The organism is Streptomyces hawaiiensis, assembly GCF_004803895.1.
Classification (GTDB): Bacteria; Actinomycetota; Actinomycetes; order Streptomycetales; family Streptomycetaceae; genus Streptomyces; species Streptomyces hawaiiensis.
In genome coordinates, this window is record NZ_CP021978.1 from 3,440,119 (window position 1) to 3,454,792 (window position 14,674).

Sequence of the window (14,674 nt, forward strand, 5' to 3'; positions counted from 1 at the left end):
TAGGGTGCCGTCATGGCCCGACCGAGGATGTTCGACGAGGAGCGGGCCCTGGACGCGGCGATGCGCACGTTCTGGACGAAGGGCTACGAGGCCACTTCCACACAGGACCTGTGCGACGCCACGGGACTGGGGCGCAGCAGCGTCTACAACACGTTCAAGAGCAAGCACGACCTCTTCGAGCGTTCCCTGGCCCGCTACATCGACACCATGACGACCGCCCAACTGGCCGTGCTGGAGGATGCGCGGCTCAGCGGCGCCGACCGCGTCCGCACCCTCTTCGCCATGATCATCGACGGCGACGCGGAACACCGGGCGGACGGCCGCAGCATCGGCTGCCTGACCGTGAACACCACGGTCGAACTGGCCGCCCGCGACGCCGAAGCGGCGCGCATTCTGGAGCGTGACACGGCCCGCCGGCTGGCGGCCCTGCGCACGGTGGTCGAGGAGGGCCGGCGGGACGGCAGCATCACCTCCCCCCGGGACGCCGGAGCGCTGGCCCGATTCATCAACGCGGCGATCGCCGGGATGCGCGTATCGAGCCAGGGCGGCGCCGGCCGGGCCGCCCTGGAATCGATCGCCGAGATCACCCTGGACGCCCTGACCGACTGACCCGCCGACCCGCCGACCCGCCGACCATTGGCGAACATGCCCGCCGGGCCGAGCCCTCGCATGCCCGCGTTTTGAACTGATCGATACATAACCAGAACCCTCGAAGGAGACCCCCACCGTGCCTCGTGCCGTATACGTCCTGGCGCTCGGTATCTTCGCCATGGTGACCAGCGAGTTCGTGGTCGCCGGGCTGATGCCCCAGATGGCCGACGGGCTGAACGCGACCATCCCGCAGATCGGATACCTCATCACCGCCTTCGCGGCGGCCATGGCGGTCGGCGGGCCGTTCCTCACCGTGGCGCTCATGAAGCTCCCGGCGCGCACGGCACTGATGGTGCTGTTCGTGATCTTCCTGGCGGGCAACGTGCTCGCCGCCACTGCGAGCGGCTACGGCACGATGATGGCCGCGCGGATCATCACCGGCATCGCCTCCCAGGCCTTCTTCGGCGTGGGTATCTCGATGTGTGCCCGGATCACCCGCCCGGAGGCCCGGGGCCGCGCCATCGCGGTCGCGATGAACGGCCTCATGCTCGGCACCCTGCTCGGGCTGCCGATCTCCACCGTGGTCGGCGAACGGTTCAGCTGGCGCGCGGCGTTCTGGACCATCACCCTGATCACCGTGGTAGCCGCCGCGGCCACCCTCTTCGGTGTGCCCCGCATCGAGCGCGACCGGAACGACAGCGGCCTCCGCGCGGAGTTCGGCGTCTTCAGGAGGCCCAAGCTGTGGCTGGTGCTGTCCACCAGCACGCTCATCATCGGCGCCACCTTCTCGGCCTTCAGCTACCTCAACCCGATCCTCACCGGCGTCACCGGCTTCTCCACCGGCACCGTCCCCGTCCTGCTGATCGCCTACGGTGCCGCCACCGTCGTCGGCAACAATGTCGTCGGCCGTCTCGCCGACCGGCACACCGTCCCGGTGCTCGCCGTCGGCCTGGTCCTGAACTCGATCTTCCTCGCCGGCTTCGCCCTCCTCGCCGGCCTGCCCGTGCCGGCCGTCGTCTGCATGCTGGGCATCGGCCTGGTCGGCGTCACCATGAACCCGGCGATGGCGACGCGCGTCCAGCGCATCGGCAACGCGGGCCCGCTGGTCAACACCGTGCACACGTCGTTCATCACGCTCGGCGTCATCCTCGGCTCTTCCCTGGGCGCCCTCGTGATCGACACCTGGGGCCTGCGCGCCCCGCTCTGGCTCGGCACGGTCATGGCGCTGGCCGGCCTGGTCACCCTCCTGCCGGACCTCGCCCGCCACGCCAAGCCCGCCACGAGCCCGGTCGACATCCGCTCTGCCCGGCAGGAACAGCCGGAACGGGTCTGAGCGACGCCTTCCGGCCCGTCAGAGAACCCCGCCCGCCTCGTCCTGGAACGCGTCCGTCCAGTAGTGGCGGACCGATCTGCCCGCGGTCACGCCCGTGGGGTCCACCGTCGACAGGACCTGGAGCATCGTCATGGCCAGCTGGTCGTAGGTCTCGGTCGTCAGCTCGTGGTCCGACTGCTCGTCTATCGCGCGCTCGCGGTGCAGGAGCCAGAGGGTGAAGGCGAGGGTCGACACGTCCGTGTTGAGCGCAGACAGCGTCGCCTCGGGTTCGCTCCAGTTCAGGACCGCGCCCGTCGCGCCGTCGACGACCAGGCTGTTGTCCTCGACCAGATGGCCGAGGCGGAACAGGCGGTGGGCCCCGGCGGGCAGTTCCGCCGGGGTGCCGGTGTCGGCGTGGTACTCGGCGAGGGTCGCCAGGGGGACGTCCGTGTCCAGGGAGAAGACGTGGGCGTCCTCCGGCAGGCCCACCTCGCGCAGGAAGCGGCGGGTCGGCTCGTGCGTGAGGGCCGCGGGGAAGTCGACGTCCTCGAAGCGCGCCACCTTGCCGGGGCCGAACTCCTGGTCGAGGAGGCGGTGCGGGAGGTCCAGGGACAGTCCGGAGGTGCCGCCCCGGCCCGCCACCAGGGACAGGGGGCGGATCAGTGCCGCCATCTTCCAGAACGGGGCCGGTTCACCGTCCGCTCCGTCGCGGAACACCGCCAGCAGGTGCTGGGACGCCTCCGCCACCGCCTTGGGGCCGTAACGGCCGGCGTAGGAGGCGAACTGGCCGCGCAGGCCCGCCAGTTCGTCCGTGGCCTCCGCGAAGCGGACCAGCGTCCGCAGGGAGGGGGCCAGGGGGCGGCGGTCCATCAGGTCGGGGCGGTCGTGCAGGACGTACGCCGTCGAGATCTCGCCCGTCGCGCCGTCCAGCAGGAGCGACTCCGTCTCCAGGCCGCCGGGGCCCAGCAGTCCGCCTATCACCAGCTGCTCGCGCAGCTCCGCCGAGAGGCGGTCGTCCGGGTCGCCCGTCGAGTCGGCGACCGTGCGCAGGCCCTCGCGGCTCAGCTCCGCGAAGCTCAGCACGCGGCTGTCGCCGGGCACTCCGGGGCCGGTCAGCCAGTGCCGCGTGGACGCGTGCGTCACCCACGGGTCCAGCTCGGACTCGGTCAGTGTGATCACCGCGGAACCGGCGTCGGTCGTCCTCATGGGCTCCCCCGCATGTACTTGCTCACCGTCCCCTGGCGGGGCACGGCAGACCGCCCGGCCCAGCCCGGCAGCCGTTCCCCACTGCCCAGAACAGTACGCGCCACCACTGACAACGCCCGGAACAGCGACGCGCGCCCGACGACCACACGCGCTCACCTCACATGACGCTCAGAGGACCCTCGCGCGTTCCCTTTCCGCGAGAATCGCCTCCACCGTCTGCCCCACCGTCAGTTCCGAGGCGTCCAGCCAGAGTCCGATACGCGGGGCGCAGCGTACGCAGCGCTTCGTCCAGCGCCTCGACCGTCCAGGCGCCGCCGTACCCGGTCTTCGCTCGTCCCGCCTCCCGGGCGGCCACCGCCTCGGGCCGGGGCGCGAGGACGACCACGTACAGCGGCCGGGTGCGCACCAGACCGGGATACGTCTCCAAGTCCTCGCCCAGCACCACGTCCTGGACGACCGCCGAGAACCCGGCCTCGGCGTGGGTGTCCGCCGTCGCCGCCGACTGCCGGTGGCGCAGCCGCAGTTGGGCTCGCGCCTCACGGCCGGCGCCGGGGACGTACTCCTCCCGGCCGGAGACGATCACGCGCCGGAACACGTCCCCGCGCACGTGCGCCGCCCTCGGCAGCGACTCCGCCGGCGCCTGCGCGACCGTCGACTGCCGGCCGCCATGACGCCGGCGACGAGGACGACCCCGCCCGCCGGGGACATCAGGCCCGTTCCGTGACCACCGCGGCCTGGGGGCGGACCGGCAGCCGGTTCACGGGGCGGCCCGTCGCGGCCCGTACCGCGGACGCGACGGCCGCAGGAGAGGCCACCACCGGCACCGCGCTGACGGCCTTGGCCCCGAAGGGGGCGACCACGTCCCGTTCCTCGACCAGCCGGACGATGCGGATGTCGGGCGCGTCGAGGGCGGTCGGGAGGGCGTAGCCGGTCAGGTCGGGGTGGCGGATCAGGCCGCGGGGCGTGCGGAGGTTCTCCGTGAGCGCGATGCCCACGCCCTGCGTGACACCCGCCTCGATCCGGGCGGCCAGCTGGGCGGGGTTGAGGATCCGGCCCACGTCCTGGGCGACGGCCAGTTCCACGACCCGTACGGAACCGATCTCGATGTCGACGTCCACCACCGCGCGGATCGCGCAGAAGGCCATGCCCACGAAGGCGTCGCCCTGGCCGGCCTCGTTCAGCGGCTCGGTCGGGTGCGGGCGGCACTGGGCGGTGGCCCACAGTTCCTTGCCGTCCAGCGCCTCGGTGACGGTCGTCGACAGGACCCCGTCGTACGACGTGATCTTGCCGTCGGTGATCTGGAGCAGCTCCGTCGACATGCCGAACTTGTGGGCGAGCGGCTGCAGGAGCTGTGTGCGGACCATCTTGGCCGCGCGCTCCACCGCCCCGCCCGACACCCAGGTGTGCCGGCCGCGGCAGCCCGCGCCCGCCGGGGGCTGGTCGGTGTCGACCGGCGCCACGTGCACCTCGTCGATGCCGAGCGTCTCCTGGACGATCTGCCGGGCCAGGGTCGTGAAGCCCTGGCCGGTCTCGACGGCCGCGCACAGGACCGTCGCGACGCCGTCGTGGACCTTCACCGTCGCGGTGGAGACCTCGTCCGCGCCCTCGGCGCCGAGCATGTGCACCATGCCCACGCCGTAGCCCACGCCCCGGCGCACGGCGCCCGGTTCACCCGCGCCCTCGGGGCCGCCGGGCAGCAGCCACTCGTCCTCGGGCGTGTCCTTGGGCAGCGGCGGCAGCGGGAAGTCCCGTACGGCCTGGAGCAGTTCGGCCACCGGGGCCGGGCAGGTCACCGTCTGTCCGGTCGGGAGCACGTCGCCGGTCGCCAGGGCGTTGCGCAGCCGCACCTCGGCCGGGTCGAGGCCGAGCTTCTTGGCGATCTTGTCCATCTGTGCCTCGTAGGCGGCGCAGACCTGCATGGCGCCTTCGCCGCGTACGTGACCGGACGGGGGGTTGTTGGTGCGTACGGCCCAGCCCTCGATGAAGGCGTTCGGGACGACGTACGGTCCGCAGGCGAACCCGACGGCGGCGGCCAGCGCCTCGGCGGAGGTGTCGGCGTAGGCGCCCGCGTCGAGCAGGATCTGCGCCTCGACCTTGACGAGTCTGCCCTCGGCGTCGGCGTGGTGGCGGTAGCGCAGGAGCGTGGGGTGCCGGTGGACGTGCCCGAGGAAGGACTCCTCGCGCGTGGCGGTGAGTTTCACCGGGCAGCCGGTCCGCAGCGCGAGCAGGCCGAGGGGGAGCTGGAAGCCCTGGTCCTCGCGGTCGGCGGTGGCACCGGGGACGCCGGTCACGACGACCTTGACGCGCTCGGGTTCCAGGCCGAAGGCGGCGGCGGCCACGTCGCGGTCGGCGTGCGGGTCGGTGGAGGCCAGGTAGAGCTCGACTCCGCCGTCGGGGCGCGGTACGGCCAGGCCCGCCTCGGCGCCGATGGGCGCGGGGTCCTGGCGGCCGATGCGATACAGGCCCTCGACGACGATCTCGCCGGCCGCCTCCGGGTCCCCGTGGCGCAGCGGGATGTGCCGGATCAGGTTGCCGTCGGGGTGCAGCGGCTCTGCCTCGAAGGCCTGCTCCGGGTCGGTCACCGGGTCGAGCACCTCGTACTCGACGATGACGGCGGCGGCCGCCATGCGCGCGGTGTCCGGGTGGTCGGCGGCGACGGCCGCGATGGGCTCGCCGTGGTGGCGCACGATCTCGGAGGCGAAGACCGGCCGGTCGGCCGTGCCGCGGCCGTGCAACGGGCTGCCGGGGATGTCCTCGTGGGTGACGACGGCGCGGACGCCGGGCATCTCACGCGCGTGGGAGGTGTCGATGGACACGATGCGCGCGTGCGGGTGCGGTGAACGCAGCACGGCCGCCCACAGCAGGCCCTCGGCCCACAGGTCGGCGGCGTACGGGAAGGTGCCCTCCGTCTTGGCGCGGGCGTCGGCGGGCGGGAGCGAGACGCCGATGCCGTGCGGAAGCGGTTCGGGGGCGGGGGCGGCCTCCGCGGCCGTTGCGGCCTGGGCGGTGGCTGCTTCGTTGCTCACGCGGGGCCTCCGTCCTGGCCGTAGGGCTGGTCATGCGGTTTCGGGGAGTGCCGTTCCGGGGGCGCTCCGAAGGCGGACGCGTTCACGCCACCGGCGCCCGGGCCCGCCTGGTGCGGGATGCGGGCCTCGCCGGTGTCACCGTCGGCGGGCGCGGAGTGGGCCTCGCGTTCGGCGACGACGTCCTTGACGGCGTCCACCACGCCCCGGTAGCCGGAGCAGCGGCACAGGTTGCCGCACAGTGCCTGGCGGGTCTCCAGCTCGGTGGGCGCCGGGTTGCCCTCCAGCAGGTCGTGCACGGTCATCGCCATGCCGGGGACGCAGAAGCCGCACTGCACGGCGCCGCAGCGCGCGAGCGCCCGCTGCACGTCCGACGGCTGCCCGTCCTCGGCCAGGCCCTCGACGGTACGGACCTCACTTCCGGCGGCGGTCACGGCCGGGACCAGGCAGGACGCCACGAGCCGCCCGTCGACCTGGACGTTGCACGCGCCGCACTCGCCCTGCGAGCAGCCGTCCTTGGCGCCCGCGAGCCCGAGCCGCTCACGCAGCACGTACAGCAGGGACTCGCCGATCCACGCGTCGGAGACCGGGCGGTCGGCGCCGTTGACGCGCAGGACGTAGGAGGCGAGGGGGTGTTCCTCATGGGGGGCGGCGGGGGGTACGTCGTGAGGGCCGGCGACGGCCTGGGCGTCCGGGGTGCCGGCCGGGTCGGTCGCCTCGGTGGCCGGGTCCTCGTCCGGGGCCGGGTCGTCCTGGAGGTCGCCGTCGGCGGTCTCCGGGCCGGTGTCGGCGTCCGCGAGGGCCGGGAGGGGCTCGGCGACGGGCTCGAAGGGGCTGTCGGCGGCCTCTGGAGCCCCTGGAGCCCCTGGAGCGTCCTCGGAGGGCTCACCGTGGCCGGGAGCGGGCTGTGAGGCTTCCTGGGCGTCGTGAGGGAGCGCGGCGGCTTCCGGATCCGTTTCGGGCCCGGGCTCCCCGGGGAACTCGCCGGGGGCCTCGGGGTAGGGCTGTCCGGGCGCGTGACCGTCCGGGCCGGACGCCTCCTCCGGCCCGTGGCCGGGGAAGTCGGAGGGCTCGAACCCGTGGTCGGCGAAACGCGGCTCCGCCGTGTGCCCAGCCGCCCCCGGCTCCTGAGGCGCGTACTCCGACGGCCGGAGTGCGTGAGACGTGCCGGGCGTCTGCGGGCCGTGGCCGGCGATCCCGGAGGTCTCCGGCGCATGGCCGAACTCCCCCGGCTGGTGCGCGTGGCCGGTGTCCTCGTGGACGGCCGGTGCGTGAGCGTCTCGCGGGTGTCCGGGTCCGGCCTCGCCCGGGTCCGTCTCCTGCGGCAGCGGCCCGACGGCCTGCCGCTCCGGCGCGTATCCGGAGTCCGGTCCGGCGTCGCCCTGCAGTCCGTGCCCGTGGCCCTGCTCGTAACTGCTCTCGTGACCCGGCTCGTCGGGATAGCCCGGGTGGACCTCCTCCTGCCCCGCCGTGTCGTGCGGGTCCTGCTGCCCCCACGGCCGGCCCGCGGCGTGCGTCGCCCAGGGCGCGGACGCGCCGCCGGGCAGCGTGGCCGGCGGGGTGCCGCCCCACTGCTCGACCAGCGAGGACGTGGTGAACTCGCCCGACTCGTCCGGAAGGTCGCCTCCGGCGACGGGGATGGACCACTGCCCGGTCACGTCATGGCCGGGCGCCTCGGCCGCCGCGGTCTCCTCGAAGTTCCACTGCCCGGTCGCCCCCGGGGTGTACGTGAACCGGTCGTCCCCGCCGTGCTGCCGCGCCGTCGCGTCGGAGCCGTAGGGCGTCCCGGGGTCGTACGGCGCGTCGGAGCCGCCGTACGGCTGCTCGGGCACGTCGTAGCCCTGCTGCTCGTGCGCGCCGTGCTCGTGACCGTGCTGCGGGTGTCCGGCGTTCGGGTCGTGCCACTGAGCTCCGTCGACCGGTGCGCCGGGCACCGGCCACGCGCCCGTGGCGGCCGGGTCGGTGCCGGCCGTCGTCGCGGGGTTGACCGCTATCTGCGGCGGTACGTAGCCGTGACCGGGCGCGGCCAGGGGGCTGTCGGCGGCCAGCAGGGCGTCGACGCCCCCCTCGGGGAGTTCGACGAAGGCCGTGGCGCCGTCGTCGTACTCGCCCTGGGGCAGCGGGTCCCAGCGGCTCCCACCCCGGGGCGTGCCCTCTCCGTGCTGGTCGTCGGTCACGACAGCGCCCTCCCCAGTGCTCGTCGGGCCAGCGCGGCGACGGTGCGCCGCAGGTGCAGTACGGCGGGCGGAAGCTGCGCCACCGAGCCGTCCCCGGCCGGCGCCGCGTCGGGGATGCAGGCCGCGGCGACGTACTCCCCGAAGGCGCTCAGCGCCTCCGGGACGAGCGCCCGGTTGTTGTCCCAGTCGATGAGGCTGCCGACCCACTGCTCGGCCTCCAGCGGCCGCAGCGGCATCGGCGCTATGGCGCCCACCGCGCAGCGCACGCCCCGGCGCGCGGGGTCCAGGACCAGGGCCACGGACGCCACCGCGCGCCCCGGGCCGGTCCGGCCGGTCGCCTTCAGGAAGACCTGCGGGGCGTGCAGCAGCGGCACGCGCACGTAGCCGATGAGTTCGCCGGCGCGCAGCATGTCCACCCCGGCCAGCAGGTGCGAGACCGGGATCTCCCGGCGGGCTCCGCCCGGGCCCGCGATGATCAGGGTCGCCTCCAGGGCGGCCAGCACCGGCAGCGCGTCCCCGGTGGGGGCGGCCGAGGCGATGTTGCCGCCCAGGGTGCCCGCGTTGCGGATGTGCGGCGGGCCCGCGGCGCGGGCGGCGGCGGCGAGCGCCGGGATCAGGGCCGCGAAGTCGGGGCGGCCCATGCGCGCGTGCGTGAGGCCCGCGCCGAGCAGCGCGTGACCGTCCAGGTACTGCCAGCCGCGGATCTCGCTGATGCGGCCCAGTCCCACCAGCGCGGCGGGCCTGAGCTGCCCGGAGTTGACGGCGGCCATCAGGTCGGTGCCGCCCGCGACGGGCACGGCGGCGGGCACGGCGGTGAGTGCCGCGACGGCCTCGTCCAGCGTCGTGGGCAGCGTGACGGCCTGCGCCGCCTGCGGTGCGTGCGTGGTCAAACCGGCTGCCCCTTCCCGCTGCCCCACCTGGTCCCACCTGTGCTGCCGTACGGTACGTGCTGACAGGGCGGACGTGGCAACTCTGGCACATCTTGGCGAGAGCCGAAGACACGGGTCCGCTAGGAGGCATTCGCCCACCTCACTGGCGAGATGGTCCGTTTTCGCACAGGTTCACCAGTGCATACCGATTGGCACTTTCGATGACCCTTGTGCGCTTTTTCCGTGGCTTGTTCGAGCTGTTCGGTAGCGAGGGCGCCTGCTACCGGTGGGGCGGCGGGCCGTCCTTCGGGCGGCCCAGCACCCCGGGGCGCCGCTGCCAGGGCAGCGGGCCCGTGGGGGGCCGGTAGGCGACACCCAGGGCGTCGAGCCGCCGGTAGTGGGCGGTCATACGTCGCTGGAAACCCGCGAAGTCCCGTTCCGCCGGGGCGGGCAGGGCGCTCCAGGCGACCTCCGCGAAGGCCGCGAGGCGGGGGAAGGCCTGGTAGTCCACGCGTGCGTGGTCCTCCATCACCTCGGTCCACAGGTTGGCCTGCGTGCCCAGCACGTGCCGGGCCTCCTCGGGCGTCAACTCCGGTGGAACGGGCTCGAACCGGTAGACGTCCTCCAGGGTGCGCACCCACCCGATCGGTACCGGCTCCTCGGGGCCCGGGTCCTGACGGTGGTCCAGGTACACATGCTGCTCCGGGCACATGACGACGTCGTGGCCGGCCCGGGCGGCGGCGATGCCTCCCGCGTAACCGCGCCAGGAGGACACGGCGGCGCCCTCGGCCAGGCCGCCCTCCAGGATCTCGTCCCAGCCGATCAGCCGGCGGCCGCGCTCGGCCAGCCAGGTGTCGAAGTACCCGATGAACCAGGACTGGAGCTGGCCCTCGTCCGCGAGCCCGAGTTCCCTGATGCGCGCCTGGACACTCTCCGACCGCCGCCACTGGTCCTTGGGGCATTCGTCGCCGCCGATGTGCACGAACTCCGAGGGGAACAGCCCGAGCACTTCCTCGAAGACCCCCTCGTAGAAGCGCAGGGTGTTGTCAGTGGGGGCGAGTACGTTCGGGTTGATTCCCCAGGTGTCCCAGACGGAGAGGGCGGTGGTGTCGATGACGTCGGTGTTGCCGAGTTCCGGGTACGCGGCGATGGCGGCCTGCGAGTGGCCCGGTACGTCGATTTCGGGAACGACGGTGATATGCCGCTCGGCGGCGTAGGCGACGATCTCCCGGATGTCGTCCTGGGTGTAGTAGCCGCCGTGCGGCTTGTCCTCCCACAACGGCGAGGCCCGGTGGCCGGTTTTGGTACGGGTGCGCCAGGAGCCGATCTCGGTCAGCCGCGGATGCCGCTCGATCTCGACGCGCCAGCCCTGGTCGTCCGTCAGATGGAAGTGGAAGACGTTGAGTTTGTGCGCCGCCATCAGATCGAGGTACCGCAGCACGCCTTCCTTGGGCATGAAGTGCCGGGCGACGTCGAGCATCAGGCCGCGCCAGCGGAATCGGGGGGCGTCCTCGATCGCGAGGTACGGCACCGTCCAGGCGCGATCGCGGCCGAGCGGAGCCCTGCGGAACGCGTCGGGGCCGAGGAGCTGGCGCAGCGTCTGGGCGCCCCAGAAGACACCGGCCGCGTCGCCGCCCTCGACGAGGACGCCGTTCCGGTCGCTGACGAGGCGGTATTCCTCGGGGCCGAGCCGGGGGTCGAGTCGGAGCCCGATGCCCTCGCCGCCGGCGTCGTCGAGTTCCCGGCCCTCGCGCAGCGGCAGACCGGTGGCCTGCCGGAGGGCGGCGCTCAGCCAGTGAGCGACGCCTTCCGCCGCGGTGTCGGCGTAGAGCCGGGAGTGCCGCGTCAGCCGCACCTCGCCGGAACCGGCGACGGCACGGCGGGGTGCCGGAATCAGTTCGGTCACGTCAGTCCTTCACCGCTCCGCCCAGTCCGGAGACCAGGCGACGCTGTACGAGTACGAAGAAGACCAGGACCGGAACGGTCATCACCGTGGAGGCGGCCATGACTCCGCCCCAGTCCGGGTCGTCTGGCTTGTAGAAGACGAGCAGGGCCATCGGCAGCGTCGACTGCGACGTGTCGCTGATGATGAACGACTTGGCGAACAGGAAGTCGTTCCAGGCGGAGATGAACGAAAACACGCTGGTGGCCACGAGACCCGGCAGGACGAGCGGGAAAAGGATCTGCCAGAGGAATCGCGCCCGGGTCGCCCCGTCGATGTACGCGGCCTCCTCCAGCGCCTCCGGAACGGCTTTCACGAACCCCCGCAGCATCCAGATCGCGAAGGGCAGTGAGAAGGCGATGTGGGGCAGGATCAGCGAGCCCAGCGTGTTCAGCTGACCGGCGTCCCGCATGAGGAAGAACAGGGGGATCGTGAGGGCTTCCACGGGCACCATCTGGGCCACCAGAAACATGATCAGAAGGGTGGTCCGGAGGCGGAAGTGGAATCGTGTGACGGCGGTCGCGGCGAGAAACGCGATCAGCGCGGAGGCGATCACGACACTGCCCGCGACGACGAGGCTGTTGAGGAAGTAGCGGCCGAATTCCTGCTGCCCGAAGACGCGTCGGAAGGAATCCAGGGAGGGCGCGAGCGTCCACGGCCTGGGTTCGCCGGACTCGATCTCCCCGGCCGGTTTGAAGGCGCTGAGCACCATCCAGTACAGGGGGAAGGCGACGACGACCGCGATCAGCAGGGCGGAGGCCTCGGCGGCCAGCCGCCCCGGGCGGCGCACACGGGCACGTGGAAGGTTCACAGTTCCTCCCCCTGCCGGCGCAGCAGCCGCAGGTACACCAGCGTGACGGCGAGCAGGATCAGCAGCGTCACGATGCCGATCGCGGAACCCAGGCCGTACTGCGAGGACGCGAAGGCCTGCTGGTAGGCGTAGACGTTCAGGACCATGTTCTGGCCCGCGATGCCGCCGCCGTTCGTCATGACGTAGATCTGGGTGAAGACCTTGAAGTCCCAGATGACCGACTGGATGGTGACGACGACCAGGATCGGCCGGAGCATCGGGGCGAGGACGGAGCGCCAGACGCGCCACTGCGAGGCGCCGTCGAGGGAGGCGGCCTCCAGCACTTCGCCGGGTACGGCACGGATCCCGGCGTAGACGGTCACCATCACGAACGGGAAGGAGCACCAGACCACTTCGAGCAGGACGAGGAAGAAGGCGCTGAGACGGCCGTACGTCCACGAGTGGTCGCCGAGGCCCAGCACCCGGTTCACCGGGCCGAAGTCCGGGTCGAAGAGGAACAGCCACACCGTGGAGCCGGTCACGGCCGGGGTCGCCCACGCGCCCAGGGCGGCCAGCATCAGCGCGAGCCGCGGCACGGCCCGGACCCGCGTGAGGAGCACGGCGAGGGCGCAGCCGACCGCGAGCGTGGAGACGACACAGGCCGCCGCGAACAGCACGGTGGCGAACAGCACCTGCCAGAACCGCGGGTCCCCGAACAGCTCGGCGTAGTTCCCGAACCCCTCGAAGGTGGTCGGCTCCCCGCCGCTGACCTGCGCCTGCGTGTACTGGAAGAACGAGATCAACCCGAGCTGATAGATCGGGTAGACGAGCAGCCCGCCGAGCACGACGAGCGCGGGCGCGAGATACAGCCAGGGCGTCCAGCCGCCGCCCGCACGCGGGGACCCGCCGGACACGCCCCGGCGCGGACCCGGCCGGCCGACGCCCCGGGCCGAAGGCCGACCCGGCGGACCACCGCCATACGCCGCGCGGGTCTTGCCGGAACGGTCCCCGCTCGGGGCGGCCGGGGCCCCGAGCGCCGCGGTGGCGCTCGCGGAATCAGACATGGCACCACCCATGGCACCACCACCGGGCAGACCACGCCCCGCCCCCACCGGAACACCCCCGGCAGCACCGACCACCACCCCACCGACCCCGTCCGAGCCGGCCCGGGCACCGCCTGCCCCGTGCGAGCCAGTCCCGGCCGGATCGGCGTCGGCCGCATCAGGCACAGCGGTGTCGGTCCGGGCCGAGTGGGTCTCCGTCGGTTCCATGCGGTCGTTCATCCGGTTCACCCCGCGGAGCCGAACGCGGTGTTCATCTTCTGCGCGGCGTCCTCGGAGGCCTGCGCGGCGTCCTTCTTGCCGCTGATGATCTCCTGGAACATCGTCGGCAGGACCAGCGAGGAGTCGATCTGGGCCCAGGCGGGTGACGCGGGGACGAACTCGGTGCCGGCGGAGAGGGTCCGCACGAAGGGCTTCACGAACGGCTCCTGCCGCGCGACCTGCTGCCGGACGTCCGTGAAGGTCGGCAGGAAGCCCATCGCGTCGAAGAGTTCACTCTGCGTCTTCTTCGAGGCGAGCCGCTCCATCAACTGGACGGCGAGCGTGCGGTGGGACGTGCTCTTCAGGACGCCGATGTTGTTGCCGCCAGCGAAAGCCGGTGCGATCGAGCCGGACTTCACCCCCGGCAGCGGGACGACTGCGTACTTGCCCTTGACCTTCCCGGCCTCGACGGCGGTGTGGCTGAAGTCGCCGCCGATCGCCATGCCCGCCTTCCCCGCGGCGAACGCGGAGATCGTGTCGTTGCCGCCCATGCCCGCGCACTTGGCGGCCGGGCAGTTGTCGTCGCCGAAGAGGGAGGTGTACGCCTTGATGCCCTTGCGGGCCTGCGGGCTGTCGATGCCGGACGCGTACGACCCGCTCTTGCCGCTCGCGAGTTCACCGCCGTTGGCCCACACGAACGGCATCGCGCCGTAGGTGTAGGCACCGCCGACCACCAGCCCGTACAGCTCGGGCTTCGCCGCGCGTATCGCGCGGGCCGTGGAGGCGAGTTCGGCCATCGTCCTCGGCACGGACAGACCGAGCTCCTCGAACACGTCCGTGCGGTAGTACAGAGCGCGGACGCCGACGTAGAACGGGGCGCCGTAGAGCTTGCCGTCCACCGTCACCGACTGTTTCGCCGTCGGGTCGGTGTCCTTCGCCTCGCTCCAGTCGCCGAAATCCTCCGTGACGTCGAGGAGTCCGCCGTCCTTCACATAGCCGGCCGTGTCGGTGTTGCCGTACTCCATCACGTCGGGCGCGGAGGCGGGGTCGTTGAAGGCGGCCTTGACGCGCTGGGCGCGGGTGTCGACGGGGATGTACTCGACGTCGACCTCGGTGCCCTTGTGGGTCTTCTCGAAATCGGCGACGACCGCGTCGACGACCTTCTCCTTGGGGGTGTTGCCGACCTCCTGGAAGAGCCACACGCGCAGCGTGCCGGTCTTCTCGTCCTTGTCGGAGGAGGAGTTCGTGGAGGTCTGGGGCGCGCAGGCGGTGGCCAGGAGGGCGGCGAGCGCGGTGAGCCCGGCAAAACGGACGGACAGAGTCATGGAGTGTTCCTCCGAGGGAGTGTTGCAACATGCGCAATGAAGGTTTCGCTGTGCACAACACATCGGAGGCTAGGGACTGCGGGAACACGCCCACAAGAGGTCTCAACCACTCTGTGACCGGCAGACGCACTCCGTGCAACACCCGGACAGCACAAAGGCCCCCAAGGCGCGCAAAAC

10 protein-coding genes and 1 pseudogene are annotated in these 14,674 nt (G+C 72.4%); 2 read left to right on the forward strand and 9 right to left on the reverse strand.

Annotated features, from left to right (window positions below; genetic code table 11):
• The first annotated feature begins 12 nt into the window (after positions 1–12).
• Positions 13–609 (forward strand): TetR/AcrR family transcriptional regulator, encoded by a 597-nt coding sequence (locus CEB94_RS15790; protein ID WP_175432842.1) that lies wholly within the window; start codon positions 13–15, stop codon positions 607–609.
• Between the two features lie 118 nt (positions 610–727).
• The gene (locus CEB94_RS15795) at positions 728–1,924 is read left to right on the forward strand and encodes an MFS transporter (protein WP_175432843.1); all 1,197 of its coding nucleotides are present in this window, start codon (positions 728–730) and stop codon (positions 1,922–1,924) included.
• 18 nt (positions 1,925–1,942) lie between these two features.
• Here CEB94_RS15795 and CEB94_RS15800 read toward each other — a convergent pair whose 3' ends face one another.
• From CEB94_RS15800 to CEB94_RS15840, 9 genes and pseudogenes are all read right to left on the reverse strand, one after another.
• Positions 1,943–3,109 carry an SUKH-4 family immunity protein gene (locus tag CEB94_RS15800; protein ID WP_175432844.1) on the reverse strand — a complete coding sequence of 389 codons (1,167 nt, stop codon included), beginning with the start codon at positions 3,107–3,109 and terminating at the stop codon, positions 1,943–1,945.
• 168 nt (positions 3,110–3,277) lie between these two features.
• Positions 3,278–3,817 (reverse strand): annotated as a pseudogene (locus CEB94_RS15805) (phosphotransferase).
• On the reverse strand, positions 3,817–6,135 hold the full coding sequence (locus tag CEB94_RS15810; RefSeq protein ID WP_175432845.1) for a xanthine dehydrogenase family protein molybdopterin-binding subunit: 2,319 nt from the start codon (positions 6,133–6,135) through the stop codon (positions 3,817–3,819). Before CEB94_RS15810 ends, CEB94_RS15805 begins: the two are co-directional and overlap by 1 nt.
• The gene (locus CEB94_RS15815; RefSeq protein ID WP_175432846.1) at positions 6,132–8,309 is read right to left on the reverse strand and encodes a 2Fe-2S iron-sulfur cluster-binding protein; all 2,178 of its coding nucleotides are present in this window, start codon (positions 8,307–8,309) and stop codon (positions 6,132–6,134) included. The genes CEB94_RS15810 and CEB94_RS15815 overlap by 4 nt, the downstream gene beginning before the upstream one ends.
• A complete protein-coding gene (locus CEB94_RS15820; protein ID WP_175432847.1) occupies positions 8,306–9,199 on the reverse strand; it encodes an FAD binding domain-containing protein in 894 nt (297 codons plus the stop codon). The genes CEB94_RS15815 and CEB94_RS15820 overlap by 4 nt, the downstream gene beginning before the upstream one ends.
• Positions 9,200–9,458: 259 nt before the next feature.
• Positions 9,459–11,084, reverse strand: coding sequence for a beta-N-acetylhexosaminidase (locus CEB94_RS15825; protein WP_175432848.1), 1,626 nt, complete (start codon positions 11,082–11,084; stop codon positions 9,459–9,461).
• A 1-nt stretch (position 11,085) separates the two neighbouring features.
• Positions 11,086–11,931 carry a carbohydrate ABC transporter permease gene (locus CEB94_RS15830; RefSeq protein WP_175432849.1) on the reverse strand — a complete coding sequence of 282 codons (846 nt, stop codon included), beginning with the start codon at positions 11,929–11,931 and terminating at the stop codon, positions 11,086–11,088.
• On the reverse strand, positions 11,928–12,974 hold the full coding sequence (locus CEB94_RS15835) for a carbohydrate ABC transporter permease (RefSeq protein ID WP_246111807.1): 1,047 nt from the start codon (positions 12,972–12,974) through the stop codon (positions 11,928–11,930). The genes CEB94_RS15830 and CEB94_RS15835 overlap by 4 nt, the downstream gene beginning before the upstream one ends.
• 224 nt (positions 12,975–13,198) lie before the next feature.
• Entirely contained in the window at positions 13,199–14,497 is a 1,299-nt protein-coding gene (locus CEB94_RS15840) for an extracellular solute-binding protein (protein WP_175432850.1), read from the reverse strand.
• Positions 14,498–14,674 lie beyond the last annotated feature (177 nt).